Here is a 20,031-nt window from a genome sequence, read left to right on the forward strand (position 1 = left end):
CGGCGGGGGTGCCCCGGGGGACGGTGGGCCGACCGGGTGCACCGGGGCCGTCCGTCGCTATGGTGGAAGCAAGCGGACATGTGTCCGTTATGCATCCAACGTACCGGACAGTTGTCCGCTTAGCAAGACCGGGTTCCGGACATGCGCCCGCGAGGAGGACGAGTGCAGGAGAAGAAGGACGCCAAGGACGCGCCGCTGCGTTCGGACGCCCAGCGCAACCGCGAGCGCATCCTGGAGGTCGCCCTCGCCGAGCTGACCCGCTCCGCGGACACGCCGCTGAGCGTGATCGCCAAGAAGGCGGGGGTCGGACAGGGCACCTTCTACCGCAACTTCCCGCACCGCGAGGCTCTCGTCCTGGAGATCTACCGCCACGAGATGCACCAGGTCGCCGACAGTGCGTCCCAGTTGCTGGAGAGCCGCGAGCCGGACCGGGCCCTGCGGGAGTGGATGGACCGCCTCGCCCAGTTCGCCATGGCCAAGGCGGGCCTGGCGGACGCGCTCCGGCAGGCCACCGGCGCGCCCGGCGGACCCGCGAAGCCCAGCAACTCCCCCGTGACCGCTGCCGCCGAGCTCCTGCTCCGCGCCAACGAGGCGGCCGGGACCATACGGCCGGGGGTGACCGCCGACGACTTCGTGCTCGCCATCGCCGGCCTGTGGCAGATCGACCCGCACGGCGACTGGCAGCCACGCGCCGGCCGCCTGCTCGACCTGGTCATGGACGGACTGCGCGCGGGCGCCCCCGGCCAAGCAGACCCCGGCGCACCGGGCGGTGCGGCGGGGGCGCATCTCTGACGAGGCATTAGGGTGCGAACGGACGCGCCCCGGCATCGGCCGGCTCTGCGCGCCGACGACGGAGCGGACCGGCGAAGGGGCGGGCATGACGGAGGCGTTGGTACTGGGCGGCGGCGGTGTCGGCGGCATCGCGTGGATCACCGGGCTGCTGGCCGGACTGGCCGACGCGGGCCGGGACGCCACCGGTGCCGACCTGATCGTGGGCACCTCGGCCGGCTCGACCGTGGCGGCCCAGCTGGGCAGCGGCCTCTCGCTGGAGGAGCTGTACGCACGCCAGGTCGACCCGGCCCTGCAGAACGCCGAGCTGATGGCCGAGATGGACCTGGAGGCGTTCGCCGCGGAGATCGGGGCGGCGGCGGGCAGCGCCACGTCGATCGTGGAGCTGCGGCAGGCCGTCGGAAGGTTCGCGCTCGGCACCAAGACCGTCGCGGAGCCGGAGCGCCGGGCGGTGATCGAGTCGCGACTGCCCGCGCACGGCTGGCCGGCGCGCGCCCTGAGGATCGTCGCGGTGGACGCGGTGAGCGGCGAGCCGCGGGTGTTCGACAGCGCGTCCGGCGTGGACCTGGTGGACGCCGTCGCGGCCAGCTGCGCCGTGCCCGGCATCTGGCCGCCGGTGACGATCGGCGAGCGCCGCTACGTCGACGGAGGCGTCCGTTCCATCGCCAACGCCGACTACGCCGCCGGGGCCTCGCGCGTGCTGATCGTCGTACCCATGGGCGGCACCGAGCCCTTCCCGAGCGACCAGCCGCTGGAACGCGCCGTCGCCGACCTGCGGGCGCAGGGCGCGGAGGTCGCGCTCGTGGAGCCGGACGAGGCGTCGAAGGCCGCGATCGGCAGCAACGCCCTGGACCCGGCCACCCGCCGGCCGGCCGCGGAGGCGGGGCGCGCCCAGGGACGCGGCCTGACGATCGACTGGCAGCGCGCCTGAGCCGGCGCGGCCGGGCGCCCGGCCTCGGGTCGGGCGCCGGGCGCCGTCCCTCGATCTCCGAGCGCCGGCAATTGTCTCGACGCCACCCGCCCCGTCCGGCAGAGTGGCCGCTCATGACGAGCAGTGAACTGTGGGGCCACGCCACCGCCGAGCGCTACGACGCCGAGGAGGCCGGGATCTCCTCGGCCGCCGCCCTCGGCCCAGCACTGGCTTTCCTCGCCGACCTCGCCGGAGACGGCCGGGCACTGGAGTTCGCGATCGGAACAGGGCGGGTGGGCGTCCCGCTCCGGGAGCTCGGCATCCCCGTGTCGGGGATCGAGCTGTCCGCGCACATGGCCGCGGTACTGCGGCGCAAGGTCGACGAGGGGCGGCTCCCCGTCACCCTCGGGGACATGGCCACCACCGTGGTGCCCGGCGAGTTCTCCCTGGTCTACCTCGTCTACAACACCATCACGAACCTGCTCACCCAGGACGAGCAGGTCGAGTGCTTCCGCAACGCCGCACGCCATCTGCGGCCGGGCGGCCGCTTCGTCATCGAGCTGGGCGTGCCACCACTCCGGTTCCTGCCGCCCGAGCAGGTCGCCGTGCCGTTCGACGTCTCCGAACGGCACGTCGGCTTCGACACCTTCGACCTGGTCGGGCAGGTCCTCGTCTCGCACCACCTCACCCAGGACGGCGACGACGGCCGCTACCGCCGCACCGCCTCACGCCACCGCTACGCATGGCCGGCGGAGCTGGACCTGATGGCGCGGATCGCGGGCCTCACTCTGGAACGCCGCGTCGCCGACTGGGACGGCACACCGTTCACCCAGGACTCCCGGAAACACGTCTCGGTGTGGCGCAAGGCGGGGTGAGCGCCACCGGACCGTCCGCCCAGCGGATGCTGAAGGCCGGCGGCCGATCGGCCGGGTTCCGGCCGCAGGCCGGTCCAGGAAGCTCGGCCGCGCCTGACGCTTCGGATCGTCCCTCTCGGTGTCCGCCTCCCTCTGCCAGGGCCGCCGATAGGGTCCGCCCATGGCCACGCACGAACGTGAGATCACCGCTCCCGTCGACCTGTGCCGTGGCGACGGACGCCTCGAGCCGTCCGCGGTCGGCTGGTCACGCCGACCACTGCACCGCTGCCGGATTCCCGGCTGGGGGCGGACGAAGCGCTGGGAGTACTGGTGCGTGACCACGCCGGCCCACCTCGTGGCCCTCACCGTGAGCGACCTCGACTACCTGGCCCTGACCTCGATCTACGTCCTGCAATACGGGCCTGTGTCACGGGAGCTCGAGCGCACCGCGATCGTGCCCGGCGGTTTCGGCGTCCGTCTCCCCGACACCGTCGCGGGCGCTCCGGGCTCCCCCGCGCTCGTGGTCGGACCGCGGCGGCCGGCCAGGGGCCGGGTGCGGATCGGGATCGACGGCGAGGGCACCGCCACCCGGCTGCGGGCCTGCTGTCTGAGCCCGCAGCGTCTCCCGCTCCGGGACCGCTGGTACCTTACGCACCCGGTCCACGCAGCGTGAGGCACTTCCGGCCGGCGCTGCCGATCGTGCCCCGCGGCGGCGGCTGCGCCCAGGGCCGTCGACCGGTCCTGCAAGGGCCCCTGGACGCTGCGCTCGAGCCCTTGCCCGCAGCCCGTCTTCCGCGGGTGACTCAACTCAGGTTCGGACGGCACTCGCTGCGTGCAGGTGACGGCGTCGGGGGTCGGACGGCCTCCGCCTTCTCATGCACTCGACGACGGCTGCCGATGCGTCTGCCCCGCACGGCCGTTCAGGAACGACGGGCGAGCGAGCGATCAGGCCGCCCCACAGCCGGCTCAGCCTGCGCCTGTCGGATGCTTGAGATGTCGTCGCGGCCGGCCACCCCTGGCTCCGGCGGCTTCGGCCGGCCGGCCGAACGTGAGCAGCGGAATGTCGTAGAGCCGACAAACCCATCACCGACGGGTACCGGCGCTCTCCGCCGAGTAGAACGACACGGCAGCGCTCCCGCCGAGATACTGATCCCCTGCCCGAACAGGGGAAATACAGCGGTCACGTCCGGAAGGACACACGTCCGGAAGGACAAGGGCATGCCAGAGGAAGAGGTCCCGGTGGGTACAACAACCATCGGGGTAGGCGGGAGCACCTGTGCGGGAGCGGCAGCAGGGGTTCGGTGAGCTCGTGGGGAGAACGCCCCGCGCTCCTCCTACGGCGTCCGTGGAGGCAGCCGCCTGAATCAAGCGGGCCGTCGTGTCAGCCGATAGGTGCCGGCATCGGCTGGACGTCGTAGTCGAGGCGGATGGTGTCCCCGGTGACGGGGTCGCCCAGTTCCACGCTCCAGCCACGTGCGAACTGGTCGACGCCAGGGGCCATGGGGATGGTGCCGGAGACCAGGACCGTGCCGGGCGTGAGCGCGCCGCGTGAACGCAGGACGTCGACCCAGTACGCGGGAGTGAGGAGTTCGGCGAGAGTACCGTGCTGGATCTCGGTCCGCTGGTCGCCGTGGGTGACCCAGGCGCGCAGGGTGAGCTCGTCGATGCGGGTCTCGACGTCGGCCAAGAGCCAGGCGCGGCGGGCGAGGACGTCCGGGCCGGCGTTCTTGCTCCAGGCCACGCCGTGCACCTCGAGGTCACGGTCGGTGTGGTCGCAGGCGGCCGTCAGCAGGAGCTCCCCGCCGGCCGCCACCACGAGCGCCCACTCCGCCTCCCCGGAGGTACGCGCGTGCTGCGCCAGGACCCGGTCGGTCTGCTGGGCCAGGTAAGGAGAGACGGGGTAGAGGGCCGGGGTCACGGAAGGACCGGGCACGCCCAGCTCGGCGAGCTCCGCGACGTGCGCGGCGACGTCCGCCTGACTGCGTCCGGCGTACCCGGCGTTGAGGACCTGGACGACGTCGACCTCGCGCGTCGATCCGTCGGGCAGTTCGAAGGTCAGCACGGCCATGAGGGCACTCCCACAGATCGGGTGAGACCGCAGGAGGGATTCTCCGCGGTCGGTTTCTCGCGCAGGGCTTGCGCATACGGTCTGTATACAAGAAGTATGCCAGAAGGTCGATGTCCCCGAGCAAGGATGGGAACCATGCGCGACACCTCGAAGGACGACGCGAGGGCGGACGACAGGCACTCCGGTGTCGGCCGGGCCTTCGCCGCGAGCCTGACCGGCACGACCCTGGAGTGGTACGACTTCGCCGTCTACTCCGCGGCGGCCGCCCTGGTCTTCGGCAAGCTGTTCTTTCCCTCGGAGGACCCGCTCACCGGAACGCTCCTGGCGTTCTCCACCTACGCGGTCGGCTATGTGTCGCGCCCGCTCGGCGGGGTCGTCTTCGGCCGCCTCGGCGATGTGATCGGCCGCAAGAAGGTGCTGATGGCCACGCTGGTCCTCATCGGCGTGGCAACCTTCCTGATCGGCGTCCTCCCCGCGTACACGACGGCGGGCGTGACCGCCCCGATCGCCCTGGTCGTGCTGCGCTTCGCCCAGGGCGTCGGTGTCGGCGGTGAGTGGGGCGGCGCCGTACTGCTGTCCAGTGAGTTCGGGGACCCGCGCCGCCGCGGCTTCTACGCGTCCGCCGCGCAGGTCGGCCCGCCCGCCGGAAACCTGCTGGCCAACGGCGTCCTGGCCGCCCTCGGCGCACTGCTGACCGATGCACAGTTCGAGTCGTGGGGCTGGCGCATCGCCTTCCTGCTCTCCGGGGTGCTCGTCGGGTTCGGGCTGTGGATCCGGGCGAAGCTCGAGGAGACACCGGTGTTCAAGGCGATGGAGGCCGAACACTCCCGTCCCGAGGCGCCGATCCGCGAGGTCCTCACCACCCAGCCACGAGCGCTGCTCGCTGCGACCCTCTGCCGCGTCGGCCCGGACGTGCTGTACGCCATGTTCACCGTGTTCGTCCTTACGTACGCCACCCAGCAACTCGGTATGTCGCGCGGCTCCGCCCTCGCGGCCGTCCTCATCGGCTCCTCGCTCCAGGTCTTCTTCATGCCGCTTGCTGGCGCCCTCTCCGACCGAGTGGACCGACGCCTGCTGTACGGCTGCGCCGCGGTGGCAGCCGGCGTGTGGCCCTTCGTCTTCTTCCCGATGGTCCGCGGCGGCGCGTGGCTGCCACTCGCCGCCGGTGTCGTCGGGGGTCTCGTGATCCACTGTTTGCTGTACGGACCACAGGCCGCCTTCATCGCCGAACAGTTCTCGCCCCGGCTGCGCTACACCGGCTCCTCCCTCGCCTACACGCTGGCCGGGATCATCGGCGGCGCCGTCGCACCGCTGCTGTTCACCAGCCTGCTGAGTGCCTACGACAGCTGGCTGCCGCTGGCCGCGTACATCGCCCTCGCCTCGGCCGTATCCCTCGCCGGAGTCTGCCTGGGGCGCAGCCCCGACTCCGCCGTCGACGAGGACGCCCGGCTGGCCGCGCCGGACACCCGGGCCACGGCAGACGCCACCGGACACCGCTGACCCGCACTGGACGCTTCCCTCGGTTTCCGTCCGTTGCTGTCCGTTGCTGTCCGTCCGTCTTCCTGCAACTTCCCCGACCCCCGTCCCGCCAAGGAGGAACCGCACCGTGCGGATCGCCCTGAGCCAGCTCATCACCGGTCCCGATCCCGAAAAGAACCTCCGTCTCGTCGAGGAATGGACACGGCGCGCCGCGGACGCCGGAGCCCGCGTCGTAGTCTTCCCGGAGGCGTCGATGGCCTGTTTCGGCACCCCGCTGGCCCCGCTCGCCGAGCCCCTGGACGGTCCCTGGGCCGACGGGGTACGGCAGATCGCCCGGGCCACCTCCACGGTGGTCGTCGCCGGCATGTTCACCCCGGCCCCGGACGGCAGAGTGGCGAACACCCTGCTGGCCACCGGGGCCGGCGTCGAGGCGTCGTACGACAAGATCCACCTCTACGACGCCTTCGGCTACCGCGAGTCCGGGACCGTCGCCCCGGGCTCCACCACGACGGTGATCGACGTGGACGGCACACGGCTGGGCCTGGCCACCTGCTATGACGTCCGCTTCCCGGAACTGTTCCGGGCCCACGCCGACGCCGGAGCCGTCGGCACGCTGCTGGCCGCCTCCTGGGGAGCAGGGCCCGGCAAGCTCGCGCAGTGGGAGCTGCTGCTGCGGGCCCGCGCACTGGACGCCACCGTATGGCTCGCCGCCGTCGACCAGGCCCGCCCGGGCACTCCGGCAGGCCCGTTGCCGACGGGCATCGGGCACAGCCAGGTCGTCGGCCCCGACGGCACGGTCCGGAACTCTCTCGGTGCCGAGCCCGAGCTGCTGCTGGCCGACCTGGACGTCGACGAGGTCACCGCGGTCCGGCAGAAGACCTCTGTGCTGGCCAACCGGCGTCCGGAGGTGTGGCGGTGAGCAAGCCCGAGCTCGAATTCCACCTCCCCGACGGACGGTGGAACACCCCGGCCGGTGCCGGCCCGGGCGTCGAGGAGCGGGTCCTGGCCGATGACCCCGAGCGCGGGTGCCGTACCGCGCTCGTCCGGTGGGCGCCGGGCACCACCGACACCTCGGCACAGGGCGTGGCGCGCCACGACTTCTGGGAGGAGGTCTACCTGGTCGAGGGAACGTTGCACGACCTGACACTGGGCCGGACCTTCACCGCGGGCATGTACGCGTGCCGCCCTCCCGGGATGCCGCACGGCCCCTGGACGTCGCAGGACGGTGTCACGATGCTGGTGATCACCTATCCCGAGCCGGGCCGGCGGTGATCGAGGGACCGAGGTAAGTCCGACCCCCGATGCGGCGGCCGGCGAGCCAACGAAGGCGCGGCGGGGGGAACGGACCGGTCCAGCGTCACCGGGGTGGCCCGAGCGCCGGGGAAGATCTGACGCACAGGTGGCCCCGGACCGTTCCACCACGGGTCCAGCCGCCTGACCGCGTACGTTCAGCCGGCGAGCAGCACCTTGAGCGTCGACCCCAGATGGTGGTCGATGGCGGCACACGCCGCCTGGGCGTCACCGGCGGCCAGGGCGTCCAGGATGGCCCCGTGTTCCTCCAGCACGGCTTCCTGACGTCCCTGCCGGTTGAAGAGGGCCACCACTCCGGCGCGGACCTGGCGGCTTCGCAGACCGTCGTAGTGCCGGTCCAGAAGCGTGTTGCCGACGGCGGACACCAGTGCCGAGTGGAACCGGTGGTCCACAGCGATGAACTCCCGGGCCTGATCCTCCCCGGTGAGTTCACGCTGCCGTTCCAGCAGGTTCCGCAGCTCCGCGACCGGCGCTCCGCCACCGGAGACGAGCTGCTGGGCGGCGTACCGCTCCACGATGCCCCGCAGCTCCATCAGCTCGCGGATCTCCCGCCCCGTCAACGGCGCCACCCGGGCGCCCCGCTTGGGAACGAGCTCGACCAGATCCTCGGCCGCGAGCTGCAGCAGAGCCTCCCGGATCGGCGTACGGGAGACACCGATCCGGTCGGCGAGCTCCTGCTCCGACAGGAAGACTCCCTGCATCTCGGGGTCCGTCAGCACCGTGTCCTTGAGATACGTGTACGCCCTTTCCCGACCGGACGGCACGGCAACCCCCATAGATCGCATACAATTTGTATACAAACGCTACCACGCCCCTACCACGGTGAGCGTCCTACGGCGGCACTTCCCAAAGCCCTCCGAGCCTCGCCGAAGGGCCGTCACCGGAAGATCACCCCGGCCAGAGACCTTCGCGTCGCCCACATCGGCACGGGGCCGCAACGGCCGGCGCTGAACCATAGCGGGGTGTACACCGGATACACGCCGAAAGGACAATGAGTTGACCTTGAGGCTCTGACAGGCGTCGGGGCTCACTCGCTGCCGTCAGCGCCCTCTGCGAGCATGCGGTGGACGGTAGGGCGACCGAGGGTCGCTTGCCCCGGTTCTCACCCGAGGTGATGACGCGCTTGCGGACGACCTCGGGGACAGGGACGCCGCCGGCCCGCAGGCTGCGGGCGTAGGCGGCCATATCGCCGTCGACACCCGAACTGGCGACGTCGCACGCATCAATCACCAGCCGGGCGTTGAGGGCCGAGTCCCACTGCTCGGGCAGGCCCGCTTTCAGATCCTCGCAGCGGACGGTGATCGACGCGTCGGTGAGCGCGATTTCATGCACGCAACCACCATCCTCGTACGGGAGGATCTCATCGAGGAGCACGGTGTCAACCAACATCCAGTCGATGGCATGCGTATAGTCGATGGAGAAATGCGTCACCCCTGAATCGTTGATGCGCAACCCAGCGTCGCGCTTCTACTGATTCGGGGAGAATGTTAGCGTCAGCCCTCCGCTTTTATCAGCAGTCACCTGAATACCTGACAGTTCCAGGTCCTTGACGCAGCGACTGTTGCCGTGACCCAAAGCATAATGCGCGGAATCGGACGCGAATTCCCTTGCCCCGATCGGGCAACCGATCTTGAAACTTGGGGAGTTCGGCCAGATATTCCGTGGGATCGACGTAGAAACCGCCATCATCCCAAACGGCCGTAACGTACTTCATTTGCAACCTTCCGCGGCGAGAGGTGGCCGCCTCAATTTTTCTCCTCTGATATCCTCGGTCCCCTTGGGCCCGATTCGGCCGATCTTTCGCAGTCCATAGATCATCCGGCCCTTGATGGCGTTCTCCCCAGCGGGCGGGACTTCGACGTCCGCGGCTTTGATGCCGCGCTTATTGAACCATCCCTGACTGTTGAACAATCCGACTTCGCGCATGGTTTTGTCGTAGACGTGAATTTCCACGTCCATTCCCTTGTTGCCCACGGGGAAGGGGTCACGCCGGCCCGTGTACCCCTGCCCGAAATTCAGCGGGTTCTGAGGCCCCGCAGGTCCCTTCCCTGCCAGACCAAGGTCGTCACTCCAGCTCAGCGGGTTCAGTACGTACGAGTGGTGATCAAGGGCGGGGACGCGGCCCAGTGGATCCGCGCTGAGGTACCGCGCTGTCTCGGGATCGTAGTACCGGTGCAGACTGTAATGCAGGCCGGTCTCAGAATCGGCGTACTGCCCAGGGAAACGCAGGGGACACTCGACCGACTCCGTGGCCTTGTCCGGGGCTAGGACATGGGTGCCCCACAGGCCGGTACGGCGCTGCCAGGCCAGCTCACCGGTTGCGGAGACGAGTTCCGTGGGAGTGCCGACGGAGTCGGTGACGACGCTGTGGAACCGGGGGCCGTGCTCAGGGGCCGACTCCGCTGCCAACTGCGCGGGGAACGACGTGTTGTCGGCTGTCGCGGTTAGCTTGTGCCCCGTCTGAGCGACCGGCCGGGGACTGTTCGGCGCATGGTCCCAAGTGGTGACCCAACCGTCCGGCGCGGTCGGCTCGGCCAGACACAGGGCATCCCAGATGAATTCCCTACGATCGGCCACGGAACCGTCCTCGGCCAAGCGGTGCTTGGAAATACGCCGACCCGGTCACTGACTCACGCAAAATCCGTCCGTCTCCGCGAAGCCGGCCGCCGAATCTCACGTGCGACCGAAAGGTTCTGGGGGTTCGATCACCGCCGCCCCGAGCGTGCCCACGAACATCACGCTCAGGGAGCCGATCACGCAGCGACAAGGCTCATTCGGCGCGGCCGGAATTCGACGCTACGGTCACCTCACAGGGGTCACCCCAGGAAGCTCAACCGCACCTGCCGGTTGGGATTGTCCTTGTTGGTGTCCGCCAACCTCCGCAAAGACAGCCCCAGGCTAAACGGACGCGACGCGCGCCCAGCATCGGTGCCTTGGTCATGGCCTCTCAAGTTGACCACGGTGGTTGAAGCAGCAGTGAGGTGCGCCGCGCTACGTACCAGGACGGAAGTGACCGATCCAGTTTCGATTTCCGGAGCCGCGGATGGCTGACTACCGTGGACCTTCTCAGGTACACGGAGTGATGATTTCCCAGTCCTTCGCGGGGTCCCCAGTCAGTAGGTACTCGCTCAGGTACATGTCTGTGTCCTCATGGAGGTCGTCCTCCAGGTCCCACACGGACTCGCATTCGGGGCAGAGAAAGAACCTCTGTCCCGTGTCCTTGCGCTCATAACAACGCACCCAGTCCTGGCCACAGTGCGCGCAGGCGACCTTGTCCATCAATTCCAGCTCCTCGGGAAGGCCGTGATCACTTCATTGCCGTGTTCGACGGTGATCGAAAGATATTCCTCCCCGGGGTTGTAGCCCACCTGCCGGGCCATGGGGATGATGTAGGTGGTACGAGCGCCCTGCTGGTTGACCGACACCGCCATGGCGCGTCGGCCCCACGCCTCGTCAACCGTCTCCAACCCGCCCTGATTGCCGGTGTCGAACACTCCGTGAGCGGGCTTCGCAGGGTTATCCCGGGTGTGCTGCATGACGTGGGTGATGCGGTGTCCCTCAGCCGAACCCGGACCGTAGTCCAATCCTTCAGGCGAGCGGTACCAGCCGCCCCCGAGGTCCTCCAGCTCACAGCCGTACAGACCCAGCGGGTCCGACCAGGTGCCTGGATGGCGGATGTATACCGAGGGGTTGGGGGCCGGCTTCAGGCCCATGGGGTCCTGGCTGAGGTAACAGGCTGTCTCGGGATCGTAGTAGCGGAAGTAGTTGTAGTGCAGGCCGGTTTCGGCGTCGGCGTACTGGCCCGGGAAGCGCAGCCGACAGTCGGCGGAGGAGGGGTCGGTCGGGCCGGTGAGGAGGGTGCCCCACAGAGTAGTCCGGCTCTGCCATGTCGTCTCGCCCTCGGCGGTGACCAGCTCGGTGGGCGTGCCTACAGCATCTGTGACGACTACATGGAACACGGCTTCGCAGTCGCGGGCAGACTCCTCGGCCAGCCGGGCCAGAAACGAGGAGGTGCTCCCGACGACTGATCGCCGGTGGTCAGTCTGAGCGATCGGCCGGTGGGTTCCGGGCTCGTAGTCCCAGGTGGTCACCTTGCCGTCCGGGCCGGTCTGTTCCGCCAGCCTGGTGTCGTCCCAGGAGAAGTCGGTGCGATCGGCCTGAGTTCCGTCTTCCGCCAGACGGTACTTGCAGAGGCGACGTCCGAGCGGATCGTACCCGTACCGCCAGCGTTCACCCTCCGGCGTGCCGACCTCGGCTAGGCGATCCTCGGCGCTCCAAATGAACGTCCAGGTCCGGGTCTGTCCGTTGAGGAGCTTGCGGGTCCTGCGGACCAGCCGCCCTTGGGCATCGTGCTCGTGAGTGCTGCGGCCCGCTCGGCGGACGAGAGTGCCGTCGAAGTCTCGGTCCCCGGCGGAGTCATGGCCGGGTGCCGCTGCGTGCACCAGATTGCCGACCTGATCGTAGGCGTATTTCTCGGTCCAACCGTGGGCGCGTACGCCCGTGACGCGACCTGTCGCGTCCAGGTCGAAGCGGCGGATACCCGTGGTGAGCTCGGGGACCTCTGCAAGATAGCCGTCGCTGCGGTATGCATAGACGCGGTGCTGAAGCAGATTCTGCGCATCGGCCGAACCTGCGGTGAGAGACTGGCGGGTCAGGCGGCCAGCCGCGTCCCACGACTGGGTCTGCAGAACCTCGGTACCGAGACGACGCTCCGTCTCGTGTCCGGCGGCATCATGGGTGAAGGCCAGGGTGCCCGCCTCCGAACGAAGCTCCGAGGGCTGCCCTGCCGCATCGTACGCCCACAGCGAGACCAGTCCGGACGGGGTCTCGCGACGGGCACAGCGGCCCAACGGGTCATAGACGTAGGCCGTGACGTCTTCGTCGACAGCCTCGCTGAGAGTGCGCCCGAGAGCGTCCCGGACTAGAACTATCTCGGCGTCTGGATTGGCCGCCCGAGCAAGCAGCCCGTCCGCTCCGTACTCGAAGATCGTCGTCTCACCTGTGCCGCTGCGCTGCTCCACGACGCGACCCGCTCCGTCCCGGACGAAGCTCAGCGTCTCCCCCGCCCCGTTAGTACGTGAAGCCAGCCGGCTTGCCGGGTCATGCATGTACGTCAGCGTGCGGCCATTGAAGTCCGTCTCGGCTACCAGTCGACCGGCTTCGTCGTAGGTGTACGACCAGGTCCGGCCCTGCGGGTTGGTGACACCCGTCAGGCGCATTTCCGTGTCGTACGAGAACGCGTAGTGGGCGCCGTCCGGGTCCGTCCGGGTGGCGGGCACGTCGAAGTGTGTCGTCGTGTGGCGGGTCGTGTTGCTCGCCGCGTCCGTGTGCCTGAGTAGGTTGCCCTCAGCATCCCACGTCCACGACTCGCGGGTGCCGTCGGGCTGTTCGCGCCAGGACGGCTTGCCCTCCGTCGTCCAGCCCAGGCGCGTGGTGTGGCCCAGAGGATCGGTCACCGCGATGACCCGCCCGAACGCATTGCGGCGGATTATTGTCGTATGACCTAGTTCGTCCGTAAGGGAGATGGGCAGGCCCGCTGCATCGTAGGCCACCGTACGGGTGTGGCCGAGGGCATTGGTGATGACGGTTGGACGGCCTGCCTCGTCGTTCGTGTATCGCGTCTCGGCGCCGGCCGGATCCACAGTCCTGAGCAGATTGCCCCGCTCGTCGTAGGTGTGATGCCAGGTCGCGCCACCTGGCTCGATCACCTCGGTCGGCAGGTCGAGCTCACTGTAGGAAGCCTGAGCCAGCGAGCCGTCGGCAAGGTTGAGGGCGGTCAGATTGCCTGATTCGTCATAGGTGTACCGCGTGGTGTGCCCCAGTGGGTCCGTCACGGCGACCGGCCGGGCTCCGTACTGATCCCACGCGGTATACGTGACATGCCCGAGCGGGTCCGTCTCCTCCTCGACTTGGCCCTCGGCGTTGTAGCGGTGCACCGAGACACGACCTTGCGAGTCTGTGTATGTCGTCCTACGGGCCGCGTCGTCATAGGTCAGGGTGCCGGAGAGAATGCCGTCGACGCCCTCGGTACGGACGACCCGCCCGCGGTCGTCGTAGACGTAGCCGAACCAGGTGCCGTTGCGGTCGGTCCAGCGAGTGACGCGGCCCTCGGCGTCGTAGGTGAAGCGCAGGGGCTTGCCGCTGGAGTTGATGACCTCGGTGAGGTTGCCGGTGGCGTCGTAGCCGTAGCGCATCACGACCGTGCCCTCGCCGGGCACGGCGCCGGGGCTGTAGCGGGAGGGCGGCTGGTCCAGCAGCCGCAGGGCCGTGATGCGAGGGCCCTGGGTGTCGACGGCGACGTAGTAGCCACCGGAGTGGCGGATACCGAACGGGATCCCCTCGTCGTCGCGTTCGACGTCGATGCGGTTGCCGTTGCGGTCCGTCCAAGAGTCCAGGGCCAGGTGGAACACGCCGAAGGAGGGTGACGGGACCGGCGCGGCGAAGGTGCGGACCACGCCCGTCGACGGGTCGGTGACCGTCATCGCGCCGTCCGGCTTGCCGTCCCACTCCAGCGGCCAGCGGGCACCCTTCGCCGGCATCACGGGCACGCCGGGTTCCGGCACCGGGTACACCAGGCGCATGCCGTCCGCCGCGGCGAAGACGACACCCTCGCCGTCGATCTGGAGGCACTCGTCCAGGGTCGAGATCCAGGTCGTGCCGAAGCACATACCACCCCGGTAGGAGGAGAGATGAGTGCGCGTGAACCGAAACGGCAGTGTGCCCGGCAGGGTCAGATCCGTCTGCGTCATCAGCACGGCGCCGGTCGCCACGTCGATCGGCTCACCCACGCACGGAGTTTCCTCGGCGTTGCGGGCCGCCGGGCCCAGATCGACCAGGTCGGGGCGGAGCGACGCAGGGCGCAGCAGCGTCGGGGTGGTGTCGGCGAGACCGCCTTCCATGCTCGACTTCAGCAGGCCGCCACCCGCGCCCAGAGCTCCGCCGAAGATCATGCCGTTCTCGGCGGCCTTGTTGACCTCGTCCAGGCTGAAGCCGTGCTGCAGACCCGTCGCCATCTGCAACGGCTGGGCCACCGCCAGGTCTACGGTGACCGACTCGACCCCGCCGAACGCGACACCGGCGAAGGCACCACCGATGATGTCGGCCACCACCGCGGAGACCCCGACGCCGATCGTGGCGCCGAACTCGATGACCGCGTCCGCCGCCGCTGCCGCCGCACCCGAGGCGATGCCCGCGGTCATGATGGCCAGCGCCACACCACCCGCGATCACGGCCGCGTCGATGGCTATCCGCGTCCAGAGCTTGTTGATGGCGTCGTCGATGCCGTCGGCGAACTTGTCCAGCGCACTGGCCATGTCCCGCGAGGTCTTCGCGAGGTCACTCAGCCAGCCGCCGTCCTCGTCCTTCGCGTAGCGGTCCCAGAACTTGTGGAACGCCTCGATCGACTCACCCGTGTTGTTGTGGATGATCCCGGAGGCGCTGCGGTGCACCGGGGAGCGGACGTCGTCCACGGAGTCGGCGAACGCACGCCACGCCTTCGCCGCATCCCGAAGCTTGCCGGAGTCGGCCTCCGGCCACCACAGGCCCATGTCGAGAAGGATGTGGCGGGCCTTGTCCTCAATGCTCACCGGCACCGTCGCTCTGCTTGTCGGTCTTCACCTTGGTGAACATGCCGGCGACGAGCTCGTCGTGGTCCACGTGTCCGTCCGCCATGTCGGCCATCGCCTCGTGAATGCTCGTCAGCCCCAGCACCAGGATCCCCGTCGCGCTCTCGATCGACTTCTGGTGCGGCTTGTAGACGCCACCGAACTGCTTGCCCTGCTTGTCATGACCCCACGGCTCGCCCAGGCCGTCCAGGGTCTTGATGAGAGTGGTCAGCGCCTTGCTCAGATCGACGGCGCCCTGCTGGAAGGTCGGCGCTGCCGCCTTGATGTCGGCGGTCTTGATGTCCAGTACCTTGCCGGGGACCTTGCCGTCACCCATCGCTGCCGTCTCCCCCCGGTTCGCAACTGCGGCTTCCGACCCTAGAGGAATCGAGTCAAGAGATAGTCATATCGAAGGAACATGCAGGCAATGTGCTGGCGCGGGCGTCACCCCGCAACGACGGCGCCGACACCGTCTCCGCCCTCGCCGCTGGGGTGACTACCGAGACCGTAGCGAGAAGCTGGCTGAGACGCTTCGCGACAGCACCCCCGGCACGGGACAGAGACTCCACGCATGGGGAACCAGCTCGGCCAACGCACTGCCAGGTCCCCTGCAAGCCAGGCGAGACCGGCCTCGCACCGGTCACAGACTCACGCAAACTCCGTCCGTCTCCGCGAAGCCAGCCGCCGAACCTCACGTGCGACCGCGAGGTCCTGGGGGTTTCGATCACCGCCGCCCCGAGCGTGGCCACGAACATGACACCCAGTGAGCCGATCACGCAGCGACAGGGCCCATTCGGCGCGGCCGGAATCCGACGCTACAGTCACCTCACAGAGGTCACCCCAGGAAGCTCAACCGCACCTGTCGGTTGGGATTGTCCTTGTTCGTGTCCACCAGGCAGACCGACTGCCACGTCCCCAGCTCCAGGTGGCCGGCGAGGACCGGGATCGTTGCGTGGGGCGGGACGAAGGCGGGCAGGACGTGGTCGCGGCCGTGGCCGGGGCTGCCGTGGCGGTGCTGCCAGCGGTCGTCCGCGGGCAGCAGGGTGTGCAGGGCGGTGAGCAGGTCGTCGTCGCTTCCGGCGCCCGTCTCGATGATCGCGATTCCGGCGGTGGCGTGCGGCACGAACAGGTTCAGCAGACCGTCGCGTCCCGCGGCGGTCTCCCGGAGGAAGGCCTCGCAGTCACGGGTCAGGTCGACGACCGTCTCCCTGGAGCCGGAGGCGACGTTCAGCACGCGGGTGGTGAAGGCATCGGACATGCCCCCATCCTCACCCCTGGCCCGGCTTTCACACGTGTGCGACCCGTCCGCCGCGCGCCCGGCGGTCCGCCGGGCGAGACGGCCATGGGCCGCGTCACCGGCATCTGGCTCCTTGCAGCGCATGTTGCGTTCAGCCTCCCTCACCACGCGCGGTCACATCGACCTGTTCCGGGTGGCCTCCGCCGCGTGTCGCCGCGGCCGCTGACGCCCTTCCACCTCCTCCCCCGGAATGGATTGCCGTCCCGTAGGACGTCGAGCCTCGGTCCGTCGCGGTATGTCCGCGGGACGCCCACCTCCGTACCCCTGTGCCCCCACCGGCTTCGCAGCCGCTCGTACATGGCCCCGCCGAGGGCCGGCCGTGATGAGGGCGAGCGCGGTGCGGCGTACGGACGGTGGGTGTGGTCCGCCGCGGGCGGGTGCTGTCGATGACCTCGCCGAGCCGGAGGAGGGACAAAACCTGGACGACTGGGACATCTGGGACAGCCGGACAGCCAGGAGGAGCACTGTCGATCCGGCACTGTCGAAGAAGTACGGAATGCATCGGTGTCCGGTGCCGGTGCCTGAGGCGTCGGCGTCGCCGGTTGGGGCACTGCGACTCGACGGCGACCCGGCACGCGTCGACGGCCGCACCGGCCTCGAAGCGATCGGGGCCCACGGGTGGCGTGTTCGCACCGAGGCCGCACCCATGGGCGTGCGGGCGTGTGCACAAGACATGGTGGATCGAAGGACATCACGTGAGACCTGCGACCACGTCGTCGTTGGAGGCGGATGCAGTGCCACCAAGGTCTTGCCGGTGATCGCGACCGGGGAGATCCTCAAGCGGGTACGGGGCCGGGAAGCACCGCGAGGAGCCGTGGTGAACGCAGGCAGTGCGCGCCGCCGGGAGGACAGTTGACGGACATGGAACCCCCCTCTGCACGACGGGGACAGGAACCCGCGGCAGCCGGGCCGGGGCGGCGGCGCTTCCTCGGCTACGTGCTGGCCGCCTCGACGCTGACCGTCGCCGCCGAACTCGGTGAGGCGGTGCTCGCGCCGGACGAGGCGGAGGCCGTCGTCCCGTCCGTGCCGGGTCCGGCGGAGATCTACGACCTCAACGACATGCTCACCCATGCGACGCTGCCGACGGCCAACCTGATCACGATCCGGATCGACGCCGCCGGCACGGCCTCCTTCGCGCTGCCGCGGTCGGAGGTCGGGCAGGGCATCACGACGTCGAGCGCCATGCTGATCGCCGAGGAACTGGACCTGCCGCTGGAGCGGGTCCGGGTCACGCTCGCGGACGCGCGACCGGAGCTGCTGTTCAACCAGCTCACCGGCGGCTCCAACACCACGATCTCGACCTTCACCCCGATCCGCGTCGCCGCCGCCGTGGCCCGGGGCCGGCTGCTGAAGGCCGCCTCCCTGGAACTCGGCGAGGCCGTGGACACCCTGACGGCGAAGGCCGGTGTCATCACCTCCTCCGCCACCGGGCGCAGTCTCACCTACGGTGAACTGGCGCGGAAGGCGGCAGCAGTGACGACCGGCCGGGTCTCAGTGGGGCTCAAGGAGGCGGCGGAATTCAAGGTCATCGGCACTCCCCAGGGGCGCGTCGACGCGATCGACGCGGTGACCGGGCGCAAGAAGTTCGCCATGGACCTGCACGTCCCTGACGCCCTGCCGGCGATGGTGTGCCGACCCCCGACGATCAACGGCACCGTGCGCTCGGTGGAGAACCTCGCCGAGGTGCGGGCCATGCCCGGTGTCACCGACGTCGTGACCGTCTCCACCGGGGTCGCCGTCCGCGGCCGTACCTTCGGCCAGTGCATCGACGCCGTGCGCGCGCTGAAGGTCTCGTGGGGGCCGGGAAGTGCCGAGGGCGCCTCCGACAGCACGATCCGCGACGAGCTGAGAAGGGCAGAACCGCCGCTCCCCGCGGTGGGCTTGCTGACCAAGTCGGTCGACGCCCGGTTCACCTTCCACTTCGCGAGCAACAGCGCGCTGGAGACCAACTGCGCCATCGCGGACGTGCGGCAGGACTCGGCCGAGATCTGGGGGAGCCTGAAGTCCCCGATCGTCACTCAGGAGCAGATAGCGTCGAAGCTGGGGCTGCCCGTCTCCGCGGTGACGGTCCATGTCACCGAGGGCGGCGGCTCGTTCGGGCGGAAGCTCTTCCACGACGCCGCCGCCGAGGCCGCCGAGATCTCGAAGGCGACGGGTAAGCCGGTCAAGCTGATGTGGCACCGCACCGACGACTTCCGGCAGGGACGTACCCACCCGATGGCCACCTCGCGGGTGCGCGCCACCTATGCCCTCGGCCAGGTGCTCACCTACGACCAGCGGCACACCTCCGTCGCCACCGACTTCGGCCACGGCGTCGGCGAGATCATCACCTCCGAGGCCGCGCGGCTGCCGGTCGGCGATCTGACCTTCTCCGAGACGATCTTCGCCCTCAGCCAGCAGACGCCGTACAACTTCGGCGTCGTCACCCAGTTGCTCAGCGAGGTCGACAAGGGCTTCAACACCGGCTCCATGCGCAACATCTACTCGCCCAACGTGCGCTGTGCGCAGGAGCTGGTCGTGGACGAGCTGGCCGGGCGGATGGGCAAGGACCCGTACCGGTTCCGCCGTGAGTTCGCGAAGGACGAGCGGGTGCGGGCCGTCCTCGACAAGGTGGCCGCGGTCGGGAACTGGGGCCGGAGCATGACCGCCGGCACGGCGCAGGGCATCGCACTGCATCCCGAGTACCACGCCTGTGTCGCCGTTCTCGCCGAGATCGACTGCCGTCCGCAGACCACCGGCCGAAAGGTCCGCGACGCCTACACCGGTCCCCGCGTCACCAAGGTCGTGTGCGCCGTCGACGTGGGCCTGGCGGTCAACCCGCAGGGTCTTCAGGCGCAGATGATGGGCGGCATCATGGACGGCATCGCGATCACCCTCAGCTCCGGCCTCCATCTCGACGACGGGCACTTCCTGGAGGGCAGCTGGGACAACTACTTCTACACCCGGCAGTGGAACGCCCCGCCCGAGCTGGAGATCGTCGTCATGCCGCCGACCACCGGGCAGCCCGGCGGCGCCGGGGAACTGGCCGTGGGGGCTGCGGCGGCCGCCGTGGCCTGCGCCTACGGCCGCGCCACGGGAACCATGCCGACGAGCTTCCCGATCAACCACGCGGGACCGCTCGGCTTCGAACCGCTGCCCACCACCCCGCCGATCCCCGCGTCCCCGACCGACGGACTCAACCGCGCCTTCTAGGAGTTGCCGTGCCCGAACAGACCTTCATCCTCAACGGCAAGCGGGTGACCGTCGACATCGAGGACGACGTCCGGCTGTTGTGGGTGCTCAGAGACGTCCTCGGGGTCACCGGACCGAAGTACGGCTGCGGGCTGGGCGTCTGCAAGGCATGCACCAGCCACATCAACGGCAAGGCGTTCAATCCCTGTTCGGTGCCGGTCGGCGCGGTCGGACCGGACGACGCGATCACCACCATCGAGGGCCTGCCCGCCACCGTCGGCAAGGATCTGCACCCGATGCAGGAGGCCTGGCTGGAGCACGACGTGGCGCAGTGCGGCTACTGCCAGCCCGGCCAGATCATGACCGCCGTGGCCAAGGTCCGCCAGGCCCGCGAGGAGGGCAGGGAGATCACCGAGGCCGACCTCGACGAGATCCGCAACGTCTGCCGGTGCGGCACGTACCACCGCATCCGGGAGGCGATCGTGGCCGGCGCGAAGAAGTACTGAGGCGCGTGCCGGAACTCGCCGGGCAGTCCACCGTCCCCCGGC

15 protein-coding genes and 1 pseudogene are annotated in these 20,031 nt (G+C 69.4%); 9 read left to right on the top strand and 7 right to left on the bottom strand.

Features of this window, described 5'->3' with window-relative positions:
* Positions 1-162 precede the first annotated feature (162 nt).
* From P3H78_RS12135 to P3H78_RS12150, 4 genes and pseudogenes are all read left to right on the top strand, one after another.
* Complete coding sequence (locus P3H78_RS12135; RefSeq protein ID WP_498073045.1) at positions 163-792, top strand: TetR/AcrR family transcriptional regulator; 630 nt, start codon at positions 163-165, stop codon at positions 790-792.
* An 85-nt stretch (positions 793-877) separates the two neighbouring features.
* A complete protein-coding gene (locus tag P3H78_RS12140; RefSeq protein ID WP_276108930.1) occupies positions 878-1,720 on the top strand; it encodes a patatin-like phospholipase family protein in 843 nt (280 codons plus the stop codon).
* Between the two features lie 113 nt (positions 1,721-1,833).
* Positions 1,834-2,574: a class I SAM-dependent DNA methyltransferase gene (locus tag P3H78_RS12145; RefSeq protein WP_276108931.1), complete on the top strand. Its 741-nt coding sequence runs from the start codon at positions 1,834-1,836 to the stop codon at positions 2,572-2,574.
* Between the two features lie 160 nt (positions 2,575-2,734).
* Positions 2,735-3,184, top strand: a pseudogene (locus P3H78_RS12150) (DUF2804 family protein); the annotation flags it as partial.
* A gap of 750 nt (positions 3,185-3,934) precedes the next feature.
* Here the strand turns inward: P3H78_RS12150 and P3H78_RS12155 are convergent.
* The gene (locus P3H78_RS12155) at positions 3,935-4,621 is read right to left on the bottom strand and encodes a DUF2848 domain-containing protein (RefSeq protein WP_276108932.1); all 687 of its coding nucleotides are present in this window, start codon (positions 4,619-4,621) and stop codon (positions 3,935-3,937) included.
* 135 nt (positions 4,622-4,756) lie between these two features.
* On the opposite strand from P3H78_RS12155, the gene P3H78_RS12160 reads away from it, so the two are divergent.
* The 3 genes from P3H78_RS12160 to P3H78_RS12170 all read left to right on the top strand — a co-directional run bounded on the left by P3H78_RS12160 (position 4,757) and on the right by P3H78_RS12170 (position 7,372).
* Positions 4,757-6,121, top strand: a complete 1,365-nt coding sequence (locus tag P3H78_RS12160) for an MFS transporter (protein ID WP_276108933.1) — start codon at positions 4,757-4,759, stop codon at positions 6,119-6,121.
* 106 nt (positions 6,122-6,227) lie between these two features.
* Positions 6,228-7,019 (top strand): carbon-nitrogen hydrolase family protein, encoded by a 792-nt coding sequence (locus P3H78_RS12165; RefSeq protein WP_276108934.1) that lies wholly within the window; start codon positions 6,228-6,230, stop codon positions 7,017-7,019.
* Positions 7,016-7,372 carry a cupin domain-containing protein gene (locus P3H78_RS12170; protein ID WP_276108935.1) on the top strand — a complete coding sequence of 119 codons (357 nt, stop codon included), beginning with the start codon at positions 7,016-7,018 and terminating at the stop codon, positions 7,370-7,372. Before P3H78_RS12165 ends, P3H78_RS12170 begins: the two co-directional genes overlap by 4 nt.
* Positions 7,373-7,548: 176 nt before the next feature.
* On the opposite strand, the gene P3H78_RS12175 is transcribed toward P3H78_RS12170, so the two are convergent.
* The 6 genes from P3H78_RS12175 to P3H78_RS12200 all read right to left on the bottom strand — a co-directional run bounded on the left by P3H78_RS12175 (position 7,549) and on the right by P3H78_RS12200 (position 16,273).
* Positions 7,549-8,175 carry a GntR family transcriptional regulator gene (locus tag P3H78_RS12175; protein ID WP_276109227.1) on the bottom strand — a complete coding sequence of 209 codons (627 nt, stop codon included), beginning with the start codon at positions 8,173-8,175 and terminating at the stop codon, positions 7,549-7,551.
* A 124-nt stretch (positions 8,176-8,299) separates the two neighbouring features.
* Positions 8,300-8,842: a hypothetical protein gene (locus tag P3H78_RS12180; RefSeq protein WP_276108936.1), complete on the bottom strand. Its 543-nt coding sequence runs from the start codon at positions 8,840-8,842 to the stop codon at positions 8,300-8,302.
* 279 nt (positions 8,843-9,121) lie between these two features.
* Positions 9,122-9,988 (bottom strand): RHS repeat domain-containing protein, encoded by an 867-nt coding sequence (locus tag P3H78_RS12185; RefSeq protein ID WP_276108937.1) that lies wholly within the window; start codon positions 9,986-9,988, stop codon positions 9,122-9,124.
* A 701-nt stretch (positions 9,989-10,689) separates the two neighbouring features.
* Positions 10,690-14,997 carry a DUF6531 domain-containing protein gene (locus P3H78_RS12190; RefSeq protein ID WP_276108938.1) on the bottom strand — a complete coding sequence of 1,436 codons (4,308 nt, stop codon included), beginning with the start codon at positions 14,995-14,997 and terminating at the stop codon, positions 10,690-10,692.
* Positions 14,987-15,352: a hypothetical protein gene (locus P3H78_RS12195; protein WP_276108939.1), complete on the bottom strand. Its 366-nt coding sequence runs from the start codon at positions 15,350-15,352 to the stop codon at positions 14,987-14,989. Before P3H78_RS12195 ends, P3H78_RS12190 begins: the two co-directional genes overlap by 11 nt.
* Positions 15,353-15,850: 498 nt before the next feature.
* Entirely contained in the window at positions 15,851-16,273 is a 423-nt protein-coding gene (locus P3H78_RS12200) for a secondary thiamine-phosphate synthase enzyme YjbQ (protein ID WP_276108940.1), read from the bottom strand.
* 900 nt (positions 16,274-17,173) lie between these two features.
* Here P3H78_RS12200 and P3H78_RS12205 point away from each other — a divergent pair.
* Together P3H78_RS12205 and P3H78_RS12210 are read left to right on the top strand one after the other, a co-directional pair.
* On the top strand, positions 17,174-19,504 hold the full coding sequence (locus tag P3H78_RS12205) for a molybdopterin cofactor-binding domain-containing protein (protein ID WP_276108941.1): 2,331 nt from the start codon (positions 17,174-17,176) through the stop codon (positions 19,502-19,504).
* 8 nt (positions 19,505-19,512) lie between these two features.
* Positions 19,513-19,989, top strand: a complete 477-nt coding sequence (locus P3H78_RS12210; protein WP_276108942.1) for a (2Fe-2S)-binding protein — start codon at positions 19,513-19,515, stop codon at positions 19,987-19,989.
* Positions 19,990-20,031: the final 42 nt, after the last annotated feature.

The organism is Streptomyces tropicalis (genome assembly GCF_029269835.1).
GTDB lineage: Bacteria > Actinomycetota > Actinomycetes > Streptomycetales > Streptomycetaceae > Streptomyces > Streptomyces tropicalis.

Coding starts and splice junctions, on each gene's coding strand:
- P3H78_RS12205 (WP_276108941.1), top strand. CDS start 17,174: ATGGAACCCCCCTCTGCACGACGGGGACAGGAACCCGCGGCAGCCGGG.
- P3H78_RS12155 (WP_276108932.1), bottom strand. CDS start 4,621: ATGGCCGTGCTGACCTTCGAACTGCCCGACGGATCGACGCGCGAGGTC.
- P3H78_RS12160 (WP_276108933.1), top strand. CDS start 4,757: ATGCGCGACACCTCGAAGGACGACGCGAGGGCGGACGACAGGCACTCC.
- P3H78_RS12140 (WP_276108930.1), top strand. CDS start 878: ATGACGGAGGCGTTGGTACTGGGCGGCGGCGGTGTCGGCGGCATCGCG.
- P3H78_RS12195 (WP_276108939.1), bottom strand. CDS start 15,352: ATGGGTGACGGCAAGGTCCCCGGCAAGGTACTGGACATCAAGACCGCC.
- P3H78_RS12145 (WP_276108931.1), top strand. CDS start 1,834: ATGACGAGCAGTGAACTGTGGGGCCACGCCACCGCCGAGCGCTACGAC.
- P3H78_RS12200 (WP_276108940.1), bottom strand. CDS start 16,273: ATGTCCGATGCCTTCACCACCCGCGTGCTGAACGTCGCCTCCGGCTCC.